Here is a 23,954-nt window from a genome sequence, read left to right on the forward strand (position 1 = left end):
AACGGGTTCCGGTCGGCGGCTCGGCGGACGTCGACGATGCGGCGTTGCCGCTCGGCCGCGTCAGCGGGCGGCGTTGCCCAGATCGATCGGCATGTTGATGCCGGTGATGTGGTGCGCCTCCTCGGAGCAGAGGAACGCGACGACGTTCGCGACGTCCTCGGGCTCGCTGAAGCCGTAGGGCAGCGAGGGCATGAACGCGGGGGCGAGGGTCTCGGCGAATCGCTCCATCAGCGGGAGCACATCGGACATGACCATTCCGGTCGCCACACCGTACGGGTGCACGCTGTTCACCCGGATCTTGTGCATGCCCAGCTCGTTGGCCATGGTCCGGGTCAGGCCCGCCATGCCGGCCTTGCTGGCGACGTAGTGACCGAAGAACGGGGCGCCCTTGAGGCTCGAGACCGAGCTGGTCAGGACGATGGCGCCGCCCTCGCCCTGCTCGATCAGCTTGGGGATGGCGGCCTTGCAGGTGTAGAACGCGCCGGTCAGGTTGACGTCGATGGTCTCCTGCCACTGCTCCGGGGTGATCTCCCAGGACAGCGCGGCCGAACAGATGCCCGCGTTGGCGACCACGGCGTCGAGGCGACCGAACGCCTCGAGGCCCGCGTCCAGTGCGGCGGTGACGGCGGCGAAGTCGCGGACGTCGGCCTTGGTCGCCACGATCTTGCGGCCCTGCTCCTCGACGAGGCGGACGGTCTCGGCCAGATCCTCCTCGGTGGCACCCTCGTAGGGGGTCGAGGCGAACTTCGTGCATGCGTCGAGGGCGATGATGTTCGCGCCCTCGGAGGCGAACTTGACCGCCTCGGCCCTGCCCTGACCGCGCGCTGCGCCGGTGATGAATGCGACCTTGCCCTCGAACCGATTGCCCATGTGCGGAGTTCCTTCGCGTGCGTCGTGAACTGTGTCTCCCGTCACGTTAGGTGGTGATTCGTCATCGTGTGCCGAAATGTCTCGGCCAGTGGAACGTCACTGGCGCTCGCGCACGAAGAGCGCTACCCCGCGTCGCGCGAACAGGGCCTCGAGTTCGACGGCGCCGCTCGCGCGCCGGCCGTGCAGTCGCTCCGACCAGGTTCCGGGCGGCAGGTGCAGCACGGTGCCCTGCCAGCCGCGTTCGGCCAGGCCGACCGTCAGTCGCGTCGCGACGGCGATCACGTCCTCGCCACGGGCGAACCCGACGAGGTGCGCGGCGGCCGGGCCGTCGGCGAACACGGACCGGTAGCCGCCGCCGACGAAGCTGTGCGGGCGTTCACGGCGCGCGCGCAGTGCTTCCCGAACCACCAGCAGCTTCGCGGATTCGACGGCCGCGGTGTCCGGGTCGACCGCGGCGAGCAGCCTGCGGCGGACGTCGAAGTCGACGCCGCGGCGGTTGTCCGGGTCGACCAGGGAGTCCTCCCACAGTTCGGTGCCCTGGTACACGTCGGGAACGCCCGGAGCGGTGAGCTGGAGCAGTTTCTGGCCCAACCCGACCGCCCGGCCGTGCGGGGCGAGGCGGCGCACGAGCGTCGACATCGATTCCGCCACCGGGCCGTCGAACACCGCGTCCAGCCATCCGTGCACCCGCGCCTCGAAGGCCTCGTCCACTCGCTCCCAGGAGGTGTGCACGCCGGCCTCGCGGACCGCCTTCGCGGCGTACTCGTGCAGCCTGCGCCGGAGCTCGGCGTCGGGCCTGCCCTCCGTCGGCCACACGCCGAACATGTTCTGCCACAGAAACAATCCGGTTGCGCCGTCCGGGCTGGGGGTCGTGAGCTCCCATTCGGCCACCGCCGCCGACCAGGACTCCGGGACCTGGGAGAGCACCCCGATGCGGGCGCGCACGTCCTCCCCGCGCTTGGTGTCGTGGGTGGACAGGGTCGTCATGGCGGCCGGCCACCGGCGCGCCCGCTCGGCCTGCGCCAGGTGAAACTGGGCGACGGGGACGGCGAAGGCGCCCGGATCGCCGCCGACCTCCTGCGTCGACACCAGTCGCGCGGTGCGGTAGAACAATCGGTCCTCGACGGCCTTGGCCATCGCCGCGCCGCACACCTGCTGCAGCCGGGCGGTGGCCTCGCCGTTCGCGAGGACTGCCCCGGTCAGCGCCGACAGCGGCTCGGCCAGAGTCGGATCGGACTTCGCCGCGCGCGCGAGTGCCGCGCCGAGCGCGCCGGCGAGCGGGCCGTAGTCGGTGCGGTAGGCGGGCACCTCGGCGACGGCGGCGACGACCGCGCGGGTCAACGCCGCGTCGTCTTCCGTGGTGCCGCCCTCGCGACGTGCCGCGCGAACGAGCCGGTGCACCTCCGGGATCAGCGCGGTGCGCAGTACCTCCTGCTTGAGTTCGTGTTCGCTTCTGGCGAGTCCCGGCGCGTCGCCGGGGTCGCCGGCGCGTTCGGCATGCAGGCGGCCGAGTTCCTCGGCGCCGGAGGGGTCGACGAACACCCCGCCGAACTCGGCGAGTGCGTCGTATCCGGTGGTCCCGTCCACCGGCAGTGCGGGGTCGAGGGGTTCGCCTGGGGAGAGGATCTTCTCGATCACCAGCCAGCGGTTCGGGCCGAGGAGGCCGCGCAGTCGGGCCAGGTAGTCGGCCGGGTCGGACAGTCCGTCGGGATGGTCGACGCGTACTCCGTCGACCAGGTCCTCTGCGAACCAGGACGCCGGCTCGCGGTGGGTCGCGGCGAACACCTCCGGATCTTCCTGACGCACGGCGGCAAGGGAGTTCACGGTGAAGAAGCGGCGGTAGCCCACCTGGCCCGACCGCCAGTGCACCAGCTCGTAGGCCTGGCGGCCGTGTACCCGGAGCGGGTCGTCGCCCTCGGTGCCGGGGGCGATCGGGAAGCGGTGCTCGTGATAGGCGAGCATCGGCTCGGGGCCGTCGTCGTCGATCACGACCGCGGCCAGACCGTCGTCGCCGAGCACCGGCAGTGCGAATCGGGCACGGTGCCAGTCGATGTCGAAGTACGAGGCGTACTCCGAGTCGCGGCCGTGCGTCAGCACGTCCCACCACCAACGGTTCTGTCGCGCATCGGCGATTCCGACGTGGTTGGGGACCAGGTCCACCACTACGCCCATTCCGCGTCGGCGCAGCTCGGACACCAACGCCACCAGGGCCTTCCGGCCGCCGAGCCCCGGCGAGACGGTGGTCGGGTCGGTGACGTCGTAACCGTGTGTGGAACCGTCCGCGGCGGTCAGCAGCGGCGACAGGTACAGGTGCGAGACGCCGAGGTCGTCGAGATAGTCGACGAGCCCGCGCGCGTCGTCGAGGGTCAGCGTGTCCGCCCGAAGTTGCAGCCGGTACGTGGCGTTGATCGGCTGCACGCTCACCTCACCCGGCGCAGCACGGTCAGGGCGCGGGCCTCGACCTTCACGCTCGCGCCGGAGCCGACGACCTCGTCGGACTGCCCGGTCGGAGTTGCGGTGTCGAGCACGGTCACCCAATGCGCGTCGTCGTCGCCGGGAACGGTGAACTCCAGCGCCTCGTCGTGGGCGTTGAAGCAGAGCAGGAACGAATCGTCCACGACCCGCTCGCCTCGGCCGTTCGGCTCGGCGATGGCGTCGCCGTTGAGGAAGGCGGCCAGCGACTTGCCGAATCCGCTGCCCCAGTCCTCCGGGGTCATCTCCACCCCGGACGGCGTGAGCCAGGCGATATCGCGGGCCTGCTGACCGGACCGGGTCGGCCTGCCCTCGAAGAATCGCCTGCGCCGGAACACGGGATGCGCGGTGCGCAGCGCGATGGCGCGGCGGGCGAACTCCAGCAGGTCCGCGTTCGACTCCGCGAGCGACCAGTCCATCCACGACAGCGTCGAATCCTGGCAGTAGACATTGTTGTTGCCCAGTTGGGTGCGACCGATCTCGTCGCCGTGCGCGAGCATCGGGGTGCCCTGGCTGAGCATCAGGGTGCCGAGGATGTTGCGCCGCTGCCGGGCGCGTAGTTCGAGGACGGCCGGGTCGTCGGTTGGGCCCTCGACGCCGCAGTTCCAGGACCTGTTGTGGCTCTCGCCGTCCTTGTTGTCCTCCCCGTTGGCCTGGTTGTGTTTCTCGTTGTAGGACACCAGGTCCGTGAGGGTGAAGCCGTCGTGCGCGGTGACGAAGTTGATGCTCGCGCTGGGGCGCCGCCCCGTGGACTCGTACAGGTCCGACGACCCGGTCAGGCGGGATGCGAACTCGCCCAACGTCGCCGGCTGGCCGCGCCAGTAGTCACGGACGGTGTCGCGGTACTTGCCGTTCCACTCGGTCCACAGGCCGGGAAAGTTGCCGACCTGGTAGCCGCCCTCGCCGACGTCCCACGGCTCGGCGATCAACTTCACCTGGCTGACCACCGGATCCTGCTGCACCAGGTCGAAGAACGCGGAGAGGCGGTCCACGTCGTGCAGTTCCCGCGCGAGGGTGGAGGCGAGGTCGAATCGGAATCCGTCCACGTGCATCTCGGTCACCCAGTACCGCAGCGAGTCCATGATCAACTGCAGTGTGTGCGGATGCCGGGCGTTGAGACTGTTGCCGGTGCCGGTGTAGTCCATGTAGTGCTCGGGTTCGCCGTCGACCAACCGGTAGTAGGCGGCGTTGTCGATACCGCGGAAGCTGATCGTCGGCCCGTCGTGGTTGCCCTCGGCGGTGTGGTTGTAGACCACGTCGAGGATCACCTCGATGCCCGCCGCGTGGAACGCTCGGACCATCGCCTTGAACTCGGCGACCGCACCGCTGGCCTTCGCGGCGGACGAGTACTCGACGTGCGGAGCCAGGAACCCGAAGGTGTTGTAGCCCCAGTAATTTCGCAACCCTTGGTCGAGCAGGATCTGATCGTGCATGAACTGGTGGACCGGCATCAGTTCGATCGCGGTGACGCCGAGAGAGGTCAGGTGGTCGATGACCGCCGGGTGAGCCAGGCCGGCGTAGGTACCCCGAAGTTCTTCCGGCACACCGGGATGCGTGGCCGTCATGCCCTTGACGTGCGCCTCGTAGATCACCGTCTCGTGGTAGGGCCGCTTCGGCGCACGGTCGGACGCCCAGTCGAAGTACGGGTTGATCACCACCGTGGTCATGGTGTGGCCCAAGGTGTCCGCGCCGAGCGTGGTCAGTGACGGATCCCCGTCGAAACTGCCGTCGAAGGCCTTCCCGTACGGGTCCAGCAGCAGCTTGCTCGGGTCGCAGCGGTGCCCGGCTTCCGGGTCGAAGGGGCCGTGCACCCGGTAGCCGTACCGTTGACCCGGCACCACGGTCGGCAGGTACGCGTGCCACACGTGGCCGTCCACTTCGGTCAGCGGGACCCGGACCTCGCTGCCGTCGCGGTCGATCAGACACAGCTCCACCGCGTCGGCGACCTCGGAGAACAGCGAGAAGTTGGTGCCCGCGCCGTCGTAAGTGGCGCCGAGCGGGTAGGCGCTGCCGGGCCAGACCGTGGGCGCGGAACGCCGCAGCGGTTCGTTCGCGGGCTGTGCCATGACTCGACCCTAGCGGTCGGCGGCGGATGGTCCTCTCCGGTCGCGGTGATCAGTCTTCGTCGACGAAGTCGAGCACCATCCGGTTCACGGTCTCCGGCCGCTCGAGCTGCAGGAAGTGTCCCGCACGGGCGATCCGTTCTGCCCGGCTGCCCGGGGGCATGACTGCCCGTGCGCGGTCCGCGTATCGCGGCGTGATGCACCCGTCGTCGTCGCCGTGCAGGTAGAGCGTCGGCACGGTCGGTGCCTGCATCGCGGCCGACTGCCAGCGGCGGTATCGCTCCGGCAGCCGTGAGCCCGGCCGCATCGCGGCGCGGTAGTAGCCGAGAGCCGCCGCCCGATGTGTGGTTGTCTTCAGTGCCGCCGCAACGTGTTCGAGGTCCTCGCCCGCGTCGTAGGAGGGCGACCAACGGCGCCACAGGTGCGGGACGAGGCGGTCGAGTGAGCGTTCGGACACGCGGGGTATCTGGTTGAACGCGATGTACCAGCTCTTCGGCAGCTGGGTGGCGAGGAGCAGCGGCTGAGCGAGGATCTCCGACGGGGACCGGCGGGGGAGGAAGGCCGGTGTCGGTGGCACAGCCAGCGACACGACGCGCCGGAACGGCGAATCGGGATGTGCCGCCAGGCCGTTCGAGGTCAGCGCGCCCCAGTCGTGTCCGATGACCACGGCGCCGTCGCCGGCGCCTACCGCGGCGTGGATCCCCACGGCGTCGTCCATCAGCGCGCCGATGTGGAAGTTGCGATCCGTCGGTATCGACGACGGGGCGTAGCCGCGGGTGAACGGCGCGATCACGCGCCACCCGCGCTCGCCCAGGGTCGGGCCGAGATGGCGCCACGTCCACGCGGTGTCGGGATACCCGTGCAGGCACAGCGCGAGCGGGCCGTCCTGCGGCCCCCATTCGAGCGTCGCGAGCGACACCGTCTCCAGGTCGATCCGGCCTTCGCGGGGTGCACTCATCGCTGCACGATAGATCACCCGACGGACGCCGCACGGTTCGACGGGTGCGTCCGCGATTCACACCCGGTACTCGTGGACGTCCGCGCGCAGAATTGCCTCCTGCTGGCCCGAGTTCGGTCCGGACCCGCGGAAACGCTGCAACTGTGCCTCCGTGTCCCAGCACTCGAAGACGTTGATCCGGCTCGGGTCGAGTAGGTCCGCGGACAGTGCGAAGTCCCGGCAACCCTCGGTGCCCCGGGCCTGCGCGACGACCTCGGCGCAGCCGTCGAGATAGGCGGTGCGTCCCGCCGGTTCGATGTGCAGTGCGCCCGCAACGAGAATCATGGCCGGCCTCCAGGTGTCGTCGAGTATGTCCAGGGAATGTGACCTCCCGGACTGCCGAGAATCATCGGTGGTGCGAGCCTGGCGACGTCACCACCATCCGATCGCCGCGCCGAGCTGGCGTCCGAGCTCGGGCGCGAGCGTGCGCGCGTAGCTGGCGGTGAGGTGGTTCGCGTCGCGGTAGATCAGCACGTTGCCCTCGACGACTCGGCAGCGGTCGCCGCGGCACACGGCGTCGGACAGGTCGAGCAGGTGCATCGACGGTAGTCGTGCCACCTGGATCCGCGCCGGGTCGAGCGGGTCGAGCGCCCAGGCGCGATCGACACCGCAGGAGGTGGCGTCGCCGCCGCGATGGGCGAGGCAGTCGGCGGCGCGGTAACCGACGCCGTCCCGCGCCAGCCACGGCGTGTCTCGAACCCCGACGAACGACAGTCCGCGACCGTCCAACTCCTGCCACAGCGCGACGTAGGAGTCGGGCAGGTAGTCACCGGGTGCGTCGTCCCGGGGCCGTGTCGAGGTACTGAACACGAAGTCGGGGGGAGCGGCGGACAGGGCGTCGAGAACACCGAACGTCCAGTCCTCGCACTCGCCGATGCCGTCGTCGGGACCCGCCGGAAGTCTGGCCGGGCAGCCGACCTTGACGAAGGTCTCGACCCGGAAATGATGCTCCCGGCCGAGGGCGTCGAGCGCGGGAAGCCAGTGCTCCGCGTGCGATCCGCCGATGAGGGCGATGCTCCGCTGCGCGTCCACCTCGCCGTACGTGCAGGTGAGGGCGTCGACCTGGCCGGGCTGGGACATGCATCCGTCGAGCGTGGTGGCCGGCAGGTCGGCGTGCGCGACATAGCGAGAGGGCTGCTCGCTGCGCACCGACACCGCGGCACCGGAGGTGAGCGCGGCCGCGCCCGGATAGCGTGCCGGATCGAGCTCGGTCTGCTGCGCCCATTGCTCGGTCAAGCGGTCGACGTACCCTGCCCAGCTCGCTGACCCCACGAACAGGGCCACCGCGACCAGCGAGACCGCCGTGACCAGTGCGGGCCGTCGTCGGTCGGCCGTGGACGGCGGTCGCCTGATCGGCGTCTCGATCAGCCGGGTGGTCAGCTCCGCGAGCACGAGCGATACGGCGATGACGACGGCGCCGCCTGCCAGTCCGGCCGTCGGTCGGTGATCGACGACGAGATAGCCGATGAGTATCGGCCAGTGCCACAGGTACAGCGAGTACGCGATCGCGCCGAGTCGCAGAAGCGGAGCCGACGTCAACAGGCGAGTCGCCGGTCCCACGGCGCCCTGCGCCCCGGCGACGATCAGCGCGAGCGCCGCGCCGACGGGGACGAGCGCCCAGGGGCCGGGGAACTCGGATCGTCCGTCGATCAGCAGTCCGCACGCGAGGACGATCGCGAGGCCGGCAACCGCGAGCGTCGACCGCAGGGCCCGCGGAACCCGCAGCCGGGACGCGACGCAGGCGAGCAGTCCGCCCGCGAGCAGTTCCCACAGCCGGGCACCGGTGTCGTAGTACAGCCAGGTCTGAGGCAGCGAGCTCGTCGCTGCGTAGGTGAATGACACGGCCGCGAGGCCGACGAGGACGACGGCGACCGCGGCGCGGATCGACCGCCCGCGGGACCGCTGGAACCAGGCAACCGCGAATACCACCAGGGTGGCCGCGAGATAGAACTGCCCCTGCACCGAGATGGACCACAGGTGTTGCAGCGGACTGACCGCCGGGTCCGCAGCCAGATAGTCGCTCGCGGTGTCCGCCAGATGCCAGTTCTGGAAGAACAGCAGGGACGCGACGGTCTGCCTGGCCGTGTCGAACCACATCGTCGCGGGATGGACCGCCACGGTGAACCCGACGGTCGCCGCGAGGACGACCACGTGCGGGGGCAGCAGCCTGCGTGCGACGCGTCGCACGACCGGCTGTGGGTCCAGGCGCAGCGTCGACTCGGCAGTCCTCAGGAGAGTTCCGACGAAGAAGTACCCCGACAACGTGAGGAAGATGTCGACGCCGCCCGACACCCGACCGAGCCACACGTGGTAGGCGACGACGAGGCCGATGGCCAGCCCCCGAAGACCGTCGAGATCGGTGCGATGGGCCGGTGCGGGGAGCGGTGCGGAGTGTGCTCGACCGACGAGAGATCGGTCGGTGGTACGGGCTGGCACGCTGTCCTCTCGGGAGTGGTGACGGACTGGTCGGTTCGCATCGGCGAGGACGAGCCAGCACGCTACCGGGTGAACCCCGGATGAACGTCACAACAACGAATGTGTGCGCCGGGCACGCCGATCGGCGCTCTCGGACGGTCGACGAGGGCGTCACCCGGTCGGGTGGATCGGGTGCCTGGCGTGGGCAGAATCTCGGGTGGTCGCTATCGTCGAGCCGCGTGAGCATCGAGTCCACGAACACCGAGCGCTACTCGCCGGACCGCATCTCGGCCATCGACGCCGAACACCTCTGGCATCCGTACGGGGCCTTCCCGGCTTCGACCGAGCCGCTGGTGGTCGAGAGCGCCCGAGGCACCCGCCTCACCCTCGCCGACGGCCGCGAACTCGTCGACGGGATGAGCTCGTGGTGGGCGGCGGTGCACGGCTACCGGCACCCCGTGCTCGACGCCGCGGCCGCCGAACAGCTCGGGAAGATGAGTCACGTCATGTTCGGCGGACTGACCCACGAACCGGCCGCCCGGCTCGCCGAACTGCTGGTCCGGATCACCCCGGCCGGGCTGGACAAGGTGTTCCTCTGCGACTCCGGCTCGGTGTCCGTCGAGGTCGCGGTCAAGATGTGCCTGCAGTACCAGCGGGCGATCGGTCACCCCGAGCGCACCCGACTGCTGACCTGGCGAGGCGGCTACCACGGCGACACCTTCGCGCCGATGAGCGTCTGCGACCCGGACGGCGGCATGCACGCGCTGTGGACCGACGTGCTGACCCGGCAGGTGTTTGCGCCCGCGCCGCCGCGCGAGTTCGACCCCGGCTACGTCGCCGAGTTCGAGGCGGTGCTGCTCGCACACCGCGAAGAGCTCGCGGCGATCGTCGTCGAGCCGGTCGTGCAGGGCGCCGGTGGCATGCGCTTCCACGACCCGCGCTACCTGCGCGAGCTGCGGCGTCTGGCCGACGAGCACGACCTGTTGCTGGTCTTCGACGAGATCGCCACCGGATTCGGCCGCACGGGCGAACTGTTCGCCGCCGACCACGCGGGCGTCTCGCCCGACGTGATGTGTGTCGGGAAGGCGCTGACCGGCGGGTACATGACCCTCGCCGCCACCCTGTGCACGTCGGAGGTGGCGGCGGCGATCAGTGCCGGGGAGGCCGGCGGGATCATGCACGGGCCGACCTTCATGGGGAACCCGCTGGCGTGCGCGGTCGCGGTCGCCGCGGTGCAGCTGCTGCTCTCGCGGGACTGGCGGTCGGAGGTGGCGGCCGTGCACGAGGGACTCGAGGCCGGGCTGGCGCCGGCCCGGGCGCTGCCCGGCGTCGCGGATGTGCGGACGTTCGGGGCGATCGGGGTGATCGAGATGGCACGGCCAGTGGACATGCGCACGGCCACCGACGCGGCCGTCGCCGCCGGGGTGTGGCTGCGGCCGTTCGGGAAGCTGATCTATGCGATGCCGCCGTACGTCGCCACGCAGGCGGACGTCGCGGCGATCACGGCAGGGATGGTCGCGGCCGCGCGCAGTCAGGCCTTGTGACGGCCCGGGTGCCCGCGGCCGTTACTTGAACACCGTTCAAGTAACGGCGTATGGTGCGCAGTCGTGGGACACGATCAGGTACTGAGCTGGCTCGACGACATCGCCGACGCGCGCCGCGCCGCCGGCCTGCGACGCACCCTGCGGGCACGCACTCCCGGTTCGGCGCTCGTCGACCTCGCCTCCAACGACTACCTCGGACTGGTCCGGCACCACGAGGTGCTCGACGCCGCGGCGACCGCACTGCGCCGCTGGGGCGGCGGCGCCACCGGCTCGCGGCTGGTCACCGGCACCACCTCCGAACACGAACTGCTCGAACGCGAGCTCGCCGATTTCGTCGGCGCCGAATCCGGACTGGTGTTCGCCAGCGGCTACGCCGCCAATCTCGGTGCCGTCACCGCGCTCGCCGGCCGCGACGCGTTGATCGTCTCCGACGCCGGCTGCCACGCCTCGCTGGTCGACGCCTGCCGGTTGTCGCGCTCGCGGGTCGTGGTCACCCCGCACGCGGATGTCGACGCGGTGGCCGCCGCCCTCGCCTCCCGCACCGAGGCCAGGGCGCTCGTGCTGACGGACTCGGTCTTCAGTGCCGACGGCGACCTCGCTCCGTTGCGGGCGCTGCACCGGGTGTGCCGCGAGCACGGCGCACTGCTTCTCGTCGACGAGGCGCACGGTGTCGGGGTTCGCGGCGTCGGCGGCCGCGGGCTGGTCCACGAGGTCGGTCTCGCCGGACAGCCCGACGTCGTCGTCACCGCCACCCTGTCGAAATCCCTTGCCGCCCAGGGTGGTGTCGTCCTCGGCGACGAGCGGGTCCGGGCGCACCTGATCGACGCTGCCCGCACGTTCATCTTCGACACCGGGCTCGCGCCGGCCGCGGTCGGTGCCGCGCGGGGTGCGCTCGCGGTGCTGCGCCGCGAACCCGAACGAGCCGCCGCGGTGCTGGACCGCGGCCGCGATCTCGCCCGCATCACCGGCGCGGCGGAGCCGCAGTCCGCGGTGGTGTCGGTGATCCTCGGCGACCCGCAGGTCGCCTACGACGCCGCCCAGGCCTGTCGCGAGCGTGGTCTGCACGTCGGGTGCTTCCGCCCGCCGTCCGTCCCCGAGGGCACGTCGCGGCTGCGGCTGACCGCCCGCGCCGACCTCACCGACTCGGACATGAGTGTGATCGAGTCGGTGCTCACAGACGTGCTCGCGGCGGCCCACACATGACGGTGATCTGCGTGACCGGCACCTCGACCGATGTCGGCAAGACCGTCGCGACGGCCGCGCTCGCCGCGCTGGCCCGGTCGGCGGGGCGCACGGTCGCCGTGTGCAAGCCCGCCCAGACCGGTATCGCCGCCGGTGAGGCGGGGGATCTGGACGAGGTGCAACGTCTTTCGGGGGTCACCGACGTCGTCGAACTGGCCCGCTACCCGGAGCCGCTGGCTCCCGACACCGCCGCGCGGCGGGCCGGCATGCCGCTGCTCGAGCGCGGTGCCGTGGTCGCAGCGGTCCGCGATCTCGATGCCTCACACGACCTGACTCTCGTCGAGGGGGCCGGTGGACTGCTCGTACGTCTCGGTGCCGGTGGGTTCACCCTCGCCGATCTGGCCGCCGACATGCAGGCGCCGATGGTGCTGGTCGCGGCGGCGGGACTGGGCACCCTCAACCACAGCGCGCTGACCGTGGCCGCGGCCCGGCAGGCCGGGGTGGAGTGCGTGGGAGCGGTGATCGGGTCGTGGCCCGCGCAGCCCGACCTGGCGAGCAGGTGCAACCTCGGCGAACTCGCGGAGGTGACCGGCGTGCCCGTGCTCGGTTCGATTCCGGAGGGCTCGGGCCGCCTCGACCGCGACGACTTTGCCGCGGCGGCAGCGGACTGGCTCGACCACGAGGCGCTCAGTGCCGCACTGGGCATCCCGATCCGTACGCGACCTCGAACCGCTTGATCCCGTTGAGCCAGCCCGACCGCAGTCGCTGGGGATCGCCGAGTCGGGTGATGTCCGGGAGGTGGTCGGCGATCGCGCCGAAGATCAGGTCGATCTCGAGCCGCGCCAGGTTCGCGCCAAGGCAGTAGTGCGCCCCCGACCCGCCGAATCCCAGGTGCGGATTCGGGTCCCGGGTGATGTCGAAGGTGTTCGGATTGTCGAAGACCGCCTCGTCGAAGTTCGCCGACGCGTAGAACATCGCGACTCGGTCGCCGGCCCGGATCTGCTGCCCGCCGAGGGTCGTGTCGGCGGTGGCGGTGCGCTGGAACGCCGTCACGGGAGTCGCCCAGCGGACGATCTCGTCGGCCGTGGTGGCCGGTCGCTCGCGCTTGAACAGCTCCCACTGGTCGGGGTGGTCGAGGAAGGCGATCATGCCGTGGGTGATGGCGTTTCGCGTGGTTTCGTTGCCCGCGACGGCGAGCAGCACGACGAAGAAGCCGAACTCCTCCGGGGTGAGCCGATTGCCGTCGACATCCGCCTGGACCAGGGTCGTCACGATGTCGTCTGCCGGACAGCGGCGACGGTCGTCCGCCATCCCGTACGCGTACCCGAGGAGCTGCGAGACCGCTTCGAGCGGGTCGAGGTCGTAGTCGGGGTCGTCGTCGCCGATCATGTCGTTCGACCAGTCGAACAGCTTGCCGCGGTCCTCCTGCGGCACCCCGATGAGTTCGGCGATGGCCTGCAGCGGCAGTTCGGCGGCGACCTCGGTGACGAAGTCGCCGCGCTCGTGCGCGGCGGCGGCGGCGACGATGCGTTCGGCCCGGTCGGTGAGCGCTGCGCGCAGGTTCTCGATCGCGCGAGGAGTGAACCCGCGTGCCACCAGTTTGCGCAGCGTCGTGTGTTCGGGTGCGTCCTTGTTCAGCATGATCAGCCGCTGCATCTCGAATGTCTCGTCGTCGATGTTGTCCCGCAGTCGGACCAGGGCGCCGTTTCGCCAACTCGAGAACAGGGCGCTGTCGCGGGAGACCTCCCGGATGTCGGCGTGCCGGGTCACCACCCAGTACCCCTCGTCGCGGAAGCCGCCGATGCCGGGCGGCTGAGGATTCCACCACACCGGGCAGCTGCGCCGCAGTGCGGCCAGTTCGGCGTGCGGGACCCCGCCCGCGTACATGGCGGGATCGGTGAAGTCGAAGCCCTCCGGGAGGTCCGGACCGGTCGCGACGGTTTGTTCCGGCATCGTCTCGTGTCCCTTCGGATCGCACGCGCGTGCAAAACATCTGCCGTACTGTGAGAGCCATCACATCATCTGTGGTTGGAGGTTCGAATGTCCACCAGCGAAATGATGGAGCTGCACCGCACGATCGGTCACCTGCGCCAGTGCGTGGGTTCGTTGCGGACCATGTACGGGGACGCGTCGGCGGTCCGCCGGCTCGCCAACGACGTGGAACGGCTCGGCATCGACGCGAGCGACCTCGACGAGTCGCCGCCGCGCCTGGCCCATCCGGTGACCGCGGCGGAGCGGGTCGCGGTGCCGGAGGGGCCGTACGACCAGTCGCTGTGGCAGGGCGCTGACGACGAAGGCGTCGGCGGTCACCCGCACGAGCGGTGAGCGCGCCGGCGAGATCGACGACCGGGGTCCGTTCGCCCGCCCGCGCCGCCATCGCGGCGCGCACGCTGCGAACGGATCTGTGGTGGCGCCCGCCGCTGCTGACCGCGCTGGGCCTGGCGGTCTTCGTGGTGTACGCGACCGTCCGGTCCTTCGTGCGGACCGCGTACTGGGTCGACCAGTACCACTACCTGACGCCGTTCTACTCGCCGTGCGTCAGTGCGTCGTGCGCCCCCGGCTCGAATCACTTCGGGGTGTGGGTGGGCGAGCTGCCGATGTGGATTCCGCTGGCCTTCCTGTCGCTGCCGTTCCTGCTCGGTTTCCGGCTCACCTGCTACTACTACCGCAAGGCCTACTACCGGTCGGTCTGGCTGGCGCCGCCCGCGTGCGCGGTCGCCGAACCGCACTCCCGGTACACCGGCGAGACGCGACTGCCGTTGATCGTGCAGAATTCGCACCGGTACTTCTTCTACGCCGCGCTGGTCGTGTCGGTGATCAACACCTACGACGCGGTCCTGGCATTCCACGGCAGCACAGGCGGATTCGGATTCGGCCTCGGCAACGTGATCATTGTCGTCAACGTCGTCCTGCTGTGGGCCTACACCGTCTCGTGCCACTCGTGCCGGCACGTCACGGGCGGGCGGCTCAAGCATTTCTCCGCGCATCCGGTGCGGTACCGGTTGTGGACCTGGGTCAGTCGGCTCAACACGCGGCACATGCAGCTGGCCTGGACCACGCTCGCCACGCTGATGATCACCGACTTCTACATCATGCTCGTCGCCAGCGGGACGATCTCGGACCTGCGGTTCGTGAATTGACGGAGTTTGCCAATCGATCCTGACAGAGGGGAGCGCCGGTGGCCGAGGTGGAGCGGCACGACTACGACGTGGTGGTCATCGGGGCGGGTGGCGCCGGACTGCGGGCGGTGATCGAGGCCCGTCAGCGTGGCCTGCGCGTGGCGGTGGTGTGCAAATCGCTGTTCGGCAAGGCGCACACCGTGATGGCCGAGGGCGGCTGCGCGGCGGCGATGGGCAACGCCAACTCCAAGGACTCCTGGCAGGTGCACTTCCAGGACACCATGCGCGGCGGCAAGTTCCTCAACAACTGGCGGATGGCCGAACTCCATGCGCGCGAGGCCCCGGACCGGGTGTGGGAACTCGAGACCTACGGCGCGCTGTTCGACCGCACCGCCGACGGCCGGATCAGCCAGCGCAACTTCGGCGGGCACACCTACCCGCGGCTCGCGCACGTCGGCGACCGCACCGGACTCGAGCTGATCCGCACCATGCAGCAGAAGATCGTGTCGCTGCAGCAGGAGGACTTCGCCGAGACCGGTGACTACGAGGCGCGGATCAAGGTGTTCGCCGAGTGCACGATCACCGAGCTGATGCGGGCCGACGGCGCGATCGCCGGCGCGTTCGGGTACTGGCGGGAGTCGGGGCGGTTCGTCCTGTTCACCGCGCCCGCGGTCGTGCTGGCCACCGGCGGAATCGGCAAGTCCTACAAGGTGACCTCGAACTCGTGGGAGTACACCGGTGACGGCCACGCGCTGGCGCTGCGCGCCGGCGCACAGCTGATCAACATGGAGTTCATCCAGTTCCACCCGACCGGCATGGTGTGGCCGCCGAGCGTGAAGGGGATCCTGGTCACCGAGGGGGTGCGCGGCGACGGGGGAGTACTGAAGAACTCCGACGGCAAGCGGTTCATGTTCGACTACATCCCGCCGGTGTTCAAGGGTCAGTACGCCGAGACCGAGGACGAGGCCGATCAGTGGCTGAAGGACAACGACAGTGCCCGGCGCACCCCGGACCTGCTGCCCCGGGACGAGGTGGCCCGGGCGATCAACTCGGAGGTCAAGAACGGCCGCGGCACCGAGCACGGCGGGGTGTTCCTCGACATCGCGTCCCGGATGCCGGCCGCGGAGATCGTGCGGCGGCTGCCGTCGATGCACCACCAGTTCCTCGAACTTGCCGACGTCGACATCACCAAGGAACAGATGGAGGTCGGGCCGACCTGTCACTACGTGATGGGTGGCATCGAGGTGGACCCGGATACCGGATCGTCCAGTGTCCCGGGACTGTTCGCGGCAGGGGAGTGCTCCGGAGGGATGCACGGTTCCAACCGGCTCGGTGGCAATTCGCTCTCGGACCTGCTGGTGTTCGGGCGCCGCGCCGGGCTCGGCGCCGCCACCTACGTCGAATCCCTCACCGGCAGGCCGCAGGTCGCGCAGGACGACGTCGACGCCGCCGCGGCGATGGCGCTGGCGCCGTTCGACCCGCCCCCGGAGGGTGCGCCTGCGGAGAACCCGTACACCCTGCACCTGGAACTGCAGCAGTCGATGCACGATCTCGTCGGGATCATCCGCACCGACGCGGAGATCCGCTCCGCGCTCGGCAAGCTCGAACAGATCCGGCACCGCATCGAGTCGGTGACCGTGGAGGGGCACCGACAGTTCAACCCAGGCTGGCACCTGGCGGTCGACCTGCGCAACATGGTCCTCGTCAGCGAGTGCGTCGCGAAGGCCGCGCTGCTGCGCACCGAGAGTCGCGGCGGGCACACCCGCGACGACCACCCCGCGATGGATCCGTCGTGGCGTGACACGTTGCTGGTCTGCAGCCTCGTCGGCGGCGCAGACAGCGGTGGCCGCGTCGTCCCCGACGTCAGCGTCGCACCCGAGCCCCAACTTCCGATGCGCCCGGACCTGTTCGCGCTCTTCGACTTCGCCGAGGTCGCGAAGTACTTCACGGACGCCGAACTCGCCGAGCACCCCGGGAAGGCGGAGGAGCGATGAGCTACCAGGCGGCATTTCGGGTGTGGCGCGGCGACACCGATGGCGGCGACCTGCGCGACTACACCGTCGAGGTGAACGAGGGCGAGGTGGTCCTCGACATCATCCACCGGCTGCAGGCCACGCAGGCGCCGGACCTGGCGGTGCGGTGGAACTGCAAGGCGGGCAAGTGCGGGTCGTGCTCTGCGGAGGTCAACGGCAGGCCGCGGCTGATGTGCATGACGCGGATGTCGACGTTCGAACCGGACGAGGTCGTCACGGTGACCCCGATGCGTTCGTTCCCGGTGATCCGCGACCTGGTGACCGACGTGTCCTTCAACTACGCCAAGGCCCGCGAGATCCAGTCCTTCACGCCGCCACCGGAACTGGCGCCGGGGGAGTACCGAATGGCACAGGTGGACGTAGAGCGCTCGCAGGAGTTCCGCAAGTGCATCGAGTGCTTCCTGTGTCAGAACACCTGCCACGTGGTGCGCGATCACGAGGACAACAAGGAGGCCTTCGCGGGGCCGCGGTTCCTGATGCGGATCGCGGAGCTCGAGATGCATCCCCTCGACGTCGCCGACCGTCGCGACGTCGCCCAGACCGAGCAGGGTCTCGGACTGTGCAACATCACCAAGTGCTGCACCGAGGTGTGTCCCGAGGGCATCCACATCACCGACAACGCGCTGATCCCGATGAAGGAGCGCGTCGTGGACCGTCGCTACGACCCCGTGGTGTGGTTGGGCAACAAGCTGTTTCGGCGAGGTCGCGGCGGCGCGTGAGGATCCGTCTGCGCCGCACCTACTTCTCGGCCCGCATCCTCTCGTGCGACAGGCGAAGCATTGCCGCGTCAGTATGTAGTAGGTATGCTACAAATCATCGAAGACCGATGACTTGGGAGGGCTCATGACTTCGAGCGGCGGGGTTGTTCTCGACGTCGACTCAGTGCGAATGCGTTACGACACGACGGATGTGTTGCGTGACGTGAGTTTTCACGCGCGACGGGGGGAGGTGCTCGTCATGCTCGGACCCAACGGGGCCGGCAAGACCACCACCATCGAGATCCTGGAGGGTTTCCGCACCCGGTCGGCCGGGCGGGTCGCCGTCCTGGGTGTCGACCCGGAACACGGCGACGAACACTGGCGCGCCCGGATCGGCGTCGTCCTGCAGTCCTGGCGCGACCATGCGAAGTGGCGGGTGCGCGAGCTGCTCGCCCATCTCGGCACGTACTACGGCCCGTACTCCACCGCTCGGATCCAGCGCCCATGGGACACCGACGAACTCATCGAGCTGGTCGGTCTCACCGACCATGCGGATGCCAAGATTGCCACGCTGTCCGGTGGTCAACGGCGCAGGCTGGACGTGGCGATCGGTGTCGTCGGCAGGCCCGAGCTGCTGTTCATGGACGAGCCGACCGCGGGCTTCGACCCGGCGGCGCGACGCGACTTCCACGACCTGGTGCACCGGCTCGCCGACCTCGAGGACACCACCGTGCTGTTGACCACGCACGACCTCGACGAGGCCGAGATCTTGGCCGATCGGATCCTGATCCTGGCCGGCGGCCGGATCATCGCCGACGGCTCGCCCGACGAGCTGGCCCGGTCGATCGCAGGCGAGGCCCAGGTGAGCTGGACCGCCGACGGGCAGCGTTTCGTCCACACCACCACCGAGTCGACCAAGTTCGTGCACGAGCTGTTCAAGCAGCACGGCGAGAGCATCGGCGACCTCGAGGTACGCCGTGCCTCGCTGGAAGACACCTACATGACGCTGGTCCGGCGCGCCGAGTCCGGCGAAGCCGCCGAGCCGGTCCACACCCTCGCGGAGGTCACCCGATGAGCGCCACTGCCACCCGAGCCGGTCTCGCCCGCGGCGGAATCGAGCTGCGGCAGCTGTACACCAACGGCCCGGACCTGATCGGCCAGTTCCTCACCCCGGCCATCGCGCTCGGCGTGCTGTTCCTGCTGCGCGGCCGGATGTACGGCGACAGCGGGCTGTCCGTCGCCGAACTCGCCGTGCCTGGTCTGCTCGGCAGCATCATCGCGTTCAACGGCATGTACGCGCTGCTCAACGTGCTGGTGCTGGACCGTGAGGACGGCACGCTGCTGCGCGCCAAGGCGGTGCCGAAGGGCATGGTCGGCTACTTTGTCGGCAAGATCGTGGCCACCGCCGGCTCGGTGGTCGTGCAGGTGCTCGTCGTGCTCGGTGTGGGTGTGGTGATCATCGGCGGCTCGTCACTGGCCGGACCGGGCGCGGTGGCGACGTTCGTCTGGGTGGTGGCGTTGGGTCTGCTGGCCGTGCTGCCGGTCGGCGCGATCCTGGGCAGCGTCCTCGACACCCGGTCGGCCTTCCTGCTGACGATGCCGCTGATGGGACTGATCGCCGTCTCGGGCATCTTCTACCCGATCACCGCGCTGCCGGGCTGGCTGCAAGCGGTCGGCCAGGCGTTCCCGATGTACTGGCTCGGCCTCGGCATGCGTTCGGCGTTGCTGCCCGATGGAGCGGTCGTGATCGAGATCGACCAGTCCTGGCGGCACCTCGAGACCGCTGCCGTGCTGGGCGTCTGGGCGGTCGCGGGGCTGCTGATCGCGCCGGTAGTGTTGCGACGCATGGCACGTCACGAATCGGGATCGAGCATGGCCGCGCGGCGGGACAAGGCGATGCAGCGTGCCTTCTGAGGTCATCTACAACCGCATCGCGATGCTCCGCGCCGAGCGGGGCATCTCGCGGCGCGAACTGGCCGAGGCGCTGGGTGTCCACTATCAGACCGTCGGCTACCTCGAGCGCGGCGAGTACAGCCCCAGCCTGCACCTCGCCCTGCGGATCGCCGCGTACTTCGAGGTGGCGGTCGAGGTCGTGTTCTCCACCGATCCCTTCCCCCGGCTGGGGTCGGCCGCCGAGACGGCCTGAGTGGACCGGGGCGCTGTCGCGATGGCGTCAGGGCGCAGCCTGCGCAGCGCCCACAACGACGGGACGAGCAACAGGGCCGAGAGTGCCAGGGCCAGTGCCGCTTCCGTCACCTGGAAGCGGCGCAGCAGGCCGACGGGGTGGTACGCGATCTCGAAGTGGTCCGCGCCCTCGGCGCGCAGGCAGTCGGCCCACACGCGTTCGTGTGCGCTGTCCAGGGTGTCCCGACGAATTTCGTACTGGGCGAGAGTCTCGTCGGGTCGCTGCTCCCAGGCCGCGTCGTACTCGGAGGTGTCGCACCGGGAGTAGTCGATCGACAGGGCTGCGCCGTCGGCATCGACGTAGCCCGACTCCTTCATTGCAATCCGTCCCCACTTCTTGTCGGTGCCCCGAAGTAGAATTCGAACATGAGTTCTACTCGCGGGGGTGGGGGCGCAGGGCAGGTGGAGTGCCACCTGGCCGCGCTCGGCGCCGCGGTCGAGGGCCTGCTCTCGGTGCACCTGTCCGGGTTGTCCGACGAAGCGGTGGTCGAGGCCATGCGACGGCTGGAGACGTCGCTTCGGAGGGCGTCGGCGGTGGGGTACCGGCTGATCGTGGAGACGGTGGAGCGGTCGATCCCGGGCGCTCTCGACTGCCGGTCGGTGAACGAATTCCTGACCAGTACGTTGCGCATTTCCGGGGCCGACGCCGCGCGACGGGTGAAGGGGGCGCAGAAGATCGGTACCTGGCACACGTCCGCGGGTGAATCCATGGATCCGGTGTTGCCGGCGACCGCTCGGGCAGTGCGCGAGGGCGCGGTCGGGCCGGACCACGTCGCGCCGATCGCGAAGACGATGCGCAAGATCCCGCACGGCACCGGGTTCGACGAAATTGCCGTTGCCGAGCAGATTCTCGCGGAGAGTGCCCGCACGATGCCGCCGGAGGACGTGACGAAGGTCGGATTGCACCTGCTCGCGCACCTGAACCCAGACGGTGCCGCTCCGGACGAGCGGGACCGCAGGCGGCGCCGCGGCCTGCGCATCGGGCAGCAGGATTCGGATCTCATGACGCCGATCTCAGGGTTGCTGGACCCGGAGGCCCGGGCGCTGCTCGAGCCGGTCCTCGCGAAGCTCGCCCGGCCCGGCATGAACGATCCCGACAACCCGACATCGCCCTCGGGCGATGTGGAATACGAGCACCTCGACCGGGACGCACTCGCAAAGGCCGCGGCCCGGGACACCCGGACCGCGGTGCAACGCAACCACGACGCGCTGAAAGCAGCGTTGCGCCAGTTGCTGTCGTCGGGGGTACTGGGCAGTCATCGGGGTCTGCCGGTGACGGCGATCGTCACCTTGACGGTCCGGCAGCTCGAGGAGGCGACAGGGGTGGTGACCACCGCGTCCGGTGGCGTCGTCCCCGTCCGGGATGCGCTCCGGATGGCCGAGCATGCGCATCCGGTCCTCGTGGTGTTCGACCACTCCGGCCGGCCGCTGCATCTGGGTAGGTCCAAACGGTTGGCGTCGCCGGATCAGCGTCTCGCGCTGGTCGCCGCCTCCCGCGGTTGCACGCGACCCGGCTGTGACGCGCCCGCCACGCTCACCGCAGTTCACCATGTCACCGACTGGAAGGACGGCGGACGTACAGACATCACGAACGAGGACCTCGCCTGCGACCGCTGCCACGCCCTCGTTCACGACGGACCAGGTGGGTGGCGAACCCGCACAGCACCAACCGAATCCGCGCATCCGGGTCGCACCGAGTGGATCCCGCCGCCGCACATCGACCCCGACCGCACGCCGCGGGTGAATAACCGCCACCACCTCGACCGGGTTGTGGCCGAGGCGCTGAGGCATCACCGTGCCCGCCGGGATGCCGAGCTTCGCGAGTGGCGACGGCGCTGCAGTCGCGGCGACACCGGCCTCGGCCGAGAACACCCGAAGGCGGACGGCGAGGTGCCCTGACGCCCCGTCGCGTGACTCCGCGCGGGGTCGCAGCCGGTTCAGTGCTTGCGCACGATTCGTTCGGCCTCGCCCGGTCGCCAGATCGTGATGTCCAGGTGGCCGTCGTTGATCTCCACCGCGGACGCGCCGGTGATGTCGGCGGCGTAGAACGGCCGGAACTCCTTGCCCCGTAGGTCGAATCCGGTTCGTTCGAACAGGTCCTCGGCGAAGCGTCGGTGCAGGTCGGGATCCTGGATGTCGCGGACGGTGCCCCACAGTTTCGCGTCGCCGTCACCGGCCGTGGCGTCCACCGTGGCGGTGTGCAGGCAGAAGCGGGGGTCGCGGCGCAGGTCGCGGAACTTGGTGGTGCCGGGCATGCCGACGATCCACATCTCGCCCTCGAACACCGTCGGCTCGATCGGGCTGATCCGCGGGAACCCGTCCGAGCGCAGAGTCGCGAGCAGGCACAGGCGCCCGGTAGCGGCGTGCCGGCGGCCGAACACGGCGGCGACGTGCGGTGCGGCCGTGGTGAACTCCTGCCAGGCGGTCATCTCGAATGCCCCCGGGTCACGGCCGGCAGCCCGGGTCGAGCGGGATCACGGGGTTGAGACCGTGCAGGTAGGTGTTCATCTCGTGCGCGCACCCGACGCTCCACCGCGCGTAGGTCAGCGAGTTGACCGCGTACGCGGCGTTGACGTGCTGGTAGTTCCCGTCGGGGTCGATCGGGATGAGCGGCGCCGGGTCGGGGATGTTGTAGATCCGCCACGACACAGTGCTCACGCTCGCGTACCGGGCCGCGAACGCGGCGTCGCCGACCTTCGGGGACGCGAACGTCCACGCTTGCGGTTTCAGTGACGTGTTCGCGGTCAGGTCGAGCACCAGCATGCTCGTCAGGGCCCCGCCGAGGCTGTGGCCGGTCACCACGAGCGGCAACGCGGGATCGGCGGCGGCGGCGATTCCAGCGATCCCGGCCGAGGTCCCCGGCTGTCCGGGCGTCATCGTCGTCATCGTGTCGTAGATGTCGAAGAAGCCCTCGGCGACCTTGCCGGCATTCGCGACCGGTGCGAAGGGCACCGGATCCCAGTGCAGGTCGTCGAACCATTCGGTCGCGGTGACGGTGCCGCGCAACGCGATCACCTGTATCGGCGGGGTGCCACCGACGGCGAGGAAGCCGTAGAACCGGGGCGCCGGCGGTCCCACCAGGAAGTCGCTCATCTGGATGGTGCGTAGCAGCGTGTAACCGGGAGGCAGCGGGACCGCCGCCGGGTTCAGGTCGTTCGGGTGGTTGCGGAACTGGTCGTACGCGGCGGCGATGAACGGTCCGAGGACCACTGCCGTCGTCGGGTCGAGCGGATCGAGCGTCATGTTCGACTCCTCCTCGTACAGGTGGATCGACCGCGCGGAACCAGATCACCTGGGAGCGAACAGATTCCGCACGAACGCGTTGGCCTCGGGTTCCGATGCGAGCATCGTCTCGAGGTGTCCCTCCGGGTACACCCGGAAGGTGAACCGCTGCCCCGCTCCGGCCAGGTCCGCGGCCAGCTTCATCGTGAGCGGCGCGGGCACGATCGTGTCGAACAGGCCCTGGCCGAGAAACAGCGGGCGGTCGTAGCCGCGGAGTGGAATCGCGAGCATCTCACGGGCTGCGGCCAGGACGGGTTCGTCGAGCTGCCGGGAGAACAGCGCACCGATCGGGGTGTCGCCGAACGCCGCGGCCGCCTCCTCGTAGCAGAGCTGCTCGGCCTGCGCGAGCACCTGCCGCCCTCGCGGACTCAGGTACGAGTCGACGTCGACATCCGGTCGCGTCGCCCGCAGACCGGCCAGCAGGTAGGAGATGAACACGGTGGTACCGGTCAGCGGCAGCGGCGGGAACAGCGGGCCGCCGAGGGGCGCGAGGTTCTCGATGTTCGACGGGACGCCGAGTCCGACGGTGCCGCGGTAGTCGAGTTCGGGGGCGTACGACGTGGCGATCGTCGCGGTGACCATCGCCGCCTGCCCGCCCTGCGACTGACCGAGGCTCACCCACCGGGGCGACAGGTCCGGCTCGACGCTGCGCGCGGCCCGGACCATGTCGATCACCGCGTGCGCCTCCGACCGTCCGTCCAGGTAGGGGTGAACTCCCGGCGTGCCGAGGCCGACGTAGTCCGTCGCGACGATCGCGTACCCCTGGGCCAGCCAGCGCCCCAGGTAGGGGCCGCCGATCTTCCCGGTCACCGTCGGTGCGCAGGCATCCGCGATCCCGACCGCTCCGTGCGCCCAGGAGACCACCGGCCATCCGCCGGGCGGGGGAGTGCCCGGCGGCACGAACATCGCCCCGGTGCTGGTGGCCGTGGCGTCGCCGGGGCCGAGGGTCCGGTAGCTGAGCGCGGATCCGGCTGCGGCGCCGGGGATCCAGGACGTGCGGGGCAGCGGCCGCGTCGAGATCACGGTGCCCGGTTCCGCCGCGTCGGCCGGTGTCGCGGCGGCGGGCACGGCCAAGGTCAGCGTCGCCGCGGCCAC

Annotated in this window: 21 protein-coding genes; 11 read left to right on the plus strand and 10 right to left on the minus strand. The window is 70.0% G+C overall.

What is annotated here, in order from left to right; all coding sequences use genetic code 11:
• Positions 1–60 precede the first annotated feature (60 nt).
• From ACFXGJ_RS16735 to ACFXGJ_RS16760, 6 genes are all read right to left on the minus strand, one after another.
• Positions 61–870 carry a mycofactocin-coupled SDR family oxidoreductase gene (locus ACFXGJ_RS16735; RefSeq protein ID WP_378622007.1) on the minus strand — a complete coding sequence of 270 codons (810 nt, stop codon included), beginning with the start codon at positions 868–870 and terminating at the stop codon, positions 61–63.
• A gap of 96 nt (positions 871–966) precedes the next feature.
• The gene (treY, locus tag ACFXGJ_RS16740) at positions 967–3,288 is read right to left on the minus strand and encodes a malto-oligosyltrehalose synthase (RefSeq protein WP_378622063.1); all 2,322 of its coding nucleotides are present in this window, start codon (positions 3,286–3,288) and stop codon (positions 967–969) included.
• A 2-nt stretch (positions 3,289–3,290) separates the two neighbouring features.
• Entirely contained in the window at positions 3,291–5,408 is a 2,118-nt protein-coding gene (glgX, locus tag ACFXGJ_RS16745; protein WP_378622010.1) for a glycogen debranching protein GlgX, read from the minus strand.
• 49 nt (positions 5,409–5,457) lie between these two features.
• Complete coding sequence (locus ACFXGJ_RS16750; protein WP_378622013.1) at positions 5,458–6,363, minus strand: alpha/beta fold hydrolase; 906 nt, start codon at positions 6,361–6,363, stop codon at positions 5,458–5,460.
• A 57-nt stretch (positions 6,364–6,420) separates the two neighbouring features.
• Positions 6,421–6,687, minus strand: a complete 267-nt coding sequence (locus tag ACFXGJ_RS16755) for a putative quinol monooxygenase (protein ID WP_378622017.1) — start codon at positions 6,685–6,687, stop codon at positions 6,421–6,423.
• Positions 6,688–6,774: 87 nt separating this feature from the next.
• Complete coding sequence (locus tag ACFXGJ_RS16760; protein ID WP_378622021.1) at positions 6,775–8,838, minus strand: acyltransferase family protein; 2,064 nt, start codon at positions 8,836–8,838, stop codon at positions 6,775–6,777.
• A 218-nt stretch (positions 8,839–9,056) separates the two neighbouring features.
• On the opposite strand from ACFXGJ_RS16760, the gene ACFXGJ_RS16765 reads away from it, so the two are divergent.
• The 3 genes from ACFXGJ_RS16765 (at position 9,057) to bioD (ending at position 12,280) form a co-directional block, all read left to right on the plus strand.
• A complete protein-coding gene (locus ACFXGJ_RS16765) occupies positions 9,057–10,361 on the plus strand; it encodes an adenosylmethionine--8-amino-7-oxononanoate transaminase (RefSeq protein ID WP_378622024.1) in 1,305 nt (434 codons plus the stop codon).
• Positions 10,362–10,424: 63 nt separating this feature from the next.
• Positions 10,425–11,564 carry an 8-amino-7-oxononanoate synthase gene (locus tag ACFXGJ_RS16770; protein ID WP_378622028.1) on the plus strand — a complete coding sequence of 380 codons (1,140 nt, stop codon included), beginning with the start codon at positions 10,425–10,427 and terminating at the stop codon, positions 11,562–11,564.
• A complete protein-coding gene (bioD, locus tag ACFXGJ_RS16775; protein WP_378622031.1) occupies positions 11,561–12,280 on the plus strand; it encodes a dethiobiotin synthase in 720 nt (239 codons plus the stop codon). The genes ACFXGJ_RS16770 and bioD overlap by 4 nt, the downstream gene beginning before the upstream one ends.
• Here bioD and ACFXGJ_RS16780 read toward each other — a convergent pair.
• Positions 12,231–13,496 carry a cytochrome P450 gene (locus ACFXGJ_RS16780; RefSeq protein ID WP_378622034.1) on the minus strand — a complete coding sequence of 422 codons (1,266 nt, stop codon included), beginning with the start codon at positions 13,494–13,496 and terminating at the stop codon, positions 12,231–12,233. The two genes, bioD and ACFXGJ_RS16780, sit on opposite strands and share 50 nt — an antisense overlap.
• 87 nt (positions 13,497–13,583) lie before the next feature.
• On the opposite strand from ACFXGJ_RS16780, the gene ACFXGJ_RS16785 reads away from it, so the two are divergent.
• The 8 genes from ACFXGJ_RS16785 (at position 13,584) to ACFXGJ_RS16820 (ending at position 21,476) form a co-directional block, all read left to right on the plus strand.
• Positions 13,584–13,868, plus strand: a complete 285-nt coding sequence (locus ACFXGJ_RS16785) for a hypothetical protein (RefSeq protein ID WP_378622037.1) — start codon at positions 13,584–13,586, stop codon at positions 13,866–13,868.
• Positions 13,865–14,683, plus strand: coding sequence for a hypothetical protein (locus ACFXGJ_RS16790; RefSeq protein ID WP_378622039.1), 819 nt, complete (start codon positions 13,865–13,867; stop codon positions 14,681–14,683). Before ACFXGJ_RS16785 ends, ACFXGJ_RS16790 begins: the two co-directional genes overlap by 4 nt.
• Positions 14,684–14,721: 38 nt before the next feature.
• Complete coding sequence (locus ACFXGJ_RS16795) at positions 14,722–16,656, plus strand: fumarate reductase/succinate dehydrogenase flavoprotein subunit (protein WP_378622042.1); 1,935 nt, start codon at positions 14,722–14,724, stop codon at positions 16,654–16,656.
• The gene (locus tag ACFXGJ_RS16800; RefSeq protein ID WP_378622044.1) at positions 16,653–17,414 is read left to right on the plus strand and encodes a succinate dehydrogenase/fumarate reductase iron-sulfur subunit; all 762 of its coding nucleotides are present in this window, start codon (positions 16,653–16,655) and stop codon (positions 17,412–17,414) included. Before ACFXGJ_RS16795 ends, ACFXGJ_RS16800 begins: the two co-directional genes overlap by 4 nt.
• Positions 17,415–17,538: 124 nt before the next feature.
• Positions 17,539–18,468 (plus strand): ABC transporter ATP-binding protein, encoded by a 930-nt coding sequence (locus tag ACFXGJ_RS16805; protein WP_378622047.1) that lies wholly within the window; start codon positions 17,539–17,541, stop codon positions 18,466–18,468.
• Positions 18,465–19,307 (plus strand): ABC transporter permease, encoded by an 843-nt coding sequence (locus tag ACFXGJ_RS16810; protein ID WP_378622050.1) that lies wholly within the window; start codon positions 18,465–18,467, stop codon positions 19,305–19,307. Before ACFXGJ_RS16805 ends, ACFXGJ_RS16810 begins: the two co-directional genes overlap by 4 nt.
• Entirely contained in the window at positions 19,297–19,539 is a 243-nt protein-coding gene (locus ACFXGJ_RS16815) for a helix-turn-helix transcriptional regulator (protein ID WP_378424956.1), read from the plus strand. The genes ACFXGJ_RS16810 and ACFXGJ_RS16815 overlap by 11 nt, the downstream gene beginning before the upstream one ends.
• Positions 19,540–19,943: 404 nt before the next feature.
• Positions 19,944–21,476, plus strand: a complete 1,533-nt coding sequence (locus ACFXGJ_RS16820) for a DUF222 domain-containing protein (RefSeq protein ID WP_378622053.1) — start codon at positions 19,944–19,946, stop codon at positions 21,474–21,476.
• 38 nt (positions 21,477–21,514) lie between these two features.
• Here ACFXGJ_RS16820 and ACFXGJ_RS16825 read toward each other — a convergent pair whose 3' ends face one another.
• The 3 genes from ACFXGJ_RS16825 to ACFXGJ_RS16835 all read right to left on the minus strand — a co-directional run.
• The gene (locus ACFXGJ_RS16825) at positions 21,515–22,006 is read right to left on the minus strand and encodes a pyridoxamine 5'-phosphate oxidase family protein (protein WP_378622056.1); all 492 of its coding nucleotides are present in this window, start codon (positions 22,004–22,006) and stop codon (positions 21,515–21,517) included.
• Between the two features lie 16 nt (positions 22,007–22,022).
• A complete protein-coding gene (locus ACFXGJ_RS16830) occupies positions 22,023–22,820 on the minus strand; it encodes a lipase family protein (RefSeq protein WP_378622058.1) in 798 nt (265 codons plus the stop codon).
• A gap of 45 nt (positions 22,821–22,865) precedes the next feature.
• Positions 22,866–23,954: lipase family protein (locus ACFXGJ_RS16835; protein ID WP_378622061.1), on the minus strand; the 1,089-nt coding region annotated here is incomplete at its 5' end.

It is taken from the genome of Rhodococcus sp. NPDC059234 (genome assembly GCF_042754225.1).
Taxonomy (GTDB): domain Bacteria; phylum Actinomycetota; class Actinomycetes; order Mycobacteriales; family Mycobacteriaceae; genus Rhodococcus_G.

What these genes read in the sequence shown, in the direction of transcription:
- ACFXGJ_RS16780 (WP_378622034.1), bottom strand. Translation starts at nt 13,496, where the DNA reads ATGCCGGAACAAACCGTCGCGACCGGTCCGGACCTCCCGGAGGGCTTC.
- ACFXGJ_RS16820 (WP_378622053.1), top strand. Translation starts at nt 19,944, where the DNA reads ATGAGTTCTACTCGCGGGGGTGGGGGCGCAGGGCAGGTGGAGTGCCAC.
- ACFXGJ_RS16825 (WP_378622056.1), bottom strand. Translation starts at nt 22,006, where the DNA reads ATGACCGCCTGGCAGGAGTTCACCACGGCCGCACCGCACGTCGCCGCC.
- ACFXGJ_RS16810 (WP_378622050.1), top strand. Translation starts at nt 18,465, where the DNA reads ATGAGCGCCACTGCCACCCGAGCCGGTCTCGCCCGCGGCGGAATCGAG.
- ACFXGJ_RS16805 (WP_378622047.1), top strand. Translation starts at nt 17,539, where the DNA reads ATGACTTCGAGCGGCGGGGTTGTTCTCGACGTCGACTCAGTGCGAATG.
- ACFXGJ_RS16750 (WP_378622013.1), bottom strand. Translation starts at nt 6,363, where the DNA reads ATGAGTGCACCCCGCGAAGGCCGGATCGACCTGGAGACGGTGTCGCTC.
- ACFXGJ_RS16800 (WP_378622044.1), top strand. Translation starts at nt 16,653, where the DNA reads ATGAGCTACCAGGCGGCATTTCGGGTGTGGCGCGGCGACACCGATGGC.
- ACFXGJ_RS16735 (WP_378622007.1), bottom strand. Translation starts at nt 870, where the DNA reads ATGGGCAATCGGTTCGAGGGCAAGGTCGCATTCATCACCGGCGCAGCG.
- ACFXGJ_RS16785 (WP_378622037.1), top strand. Translation starts at nt 13,584, where the DNA reads ATGTCCACCAGCGAAATGATGGAGCTGCACCGCACGATCGGTCACCTG.
- glgX (WP_378622010.1), bottom strand. Translation starts at nt 5,408, where the DNA reads ATGGCACAGCCCGCGAACGAACCGCTGCGGCGTTCCGCGCCCACGGTC.
- bioD (WP_378622031.1), top strand. Translation starts at nt 11,561, where the DNA reads ATGACGGTGATCTGCGTGACCGGCACCTCGACCGATGTCGGCAAGACC.
- ACFXGJ_RS16830 (WP_378622058.1), bottom strand. Translation starts at nt 22,820, where the DNA reads ATGACGCTCGATCCGCTCGACCCGACGACGGCAGTGGTCCTCGGACCG.
- ACFXGJ_RS16755 (WP_378622017.1), bottom strand. Translation starts at nt 6,687, where the DNA reads ATGATTCTCGTTGCGGGCGCACTGCACATCGAACCGGCGGGACGCACC.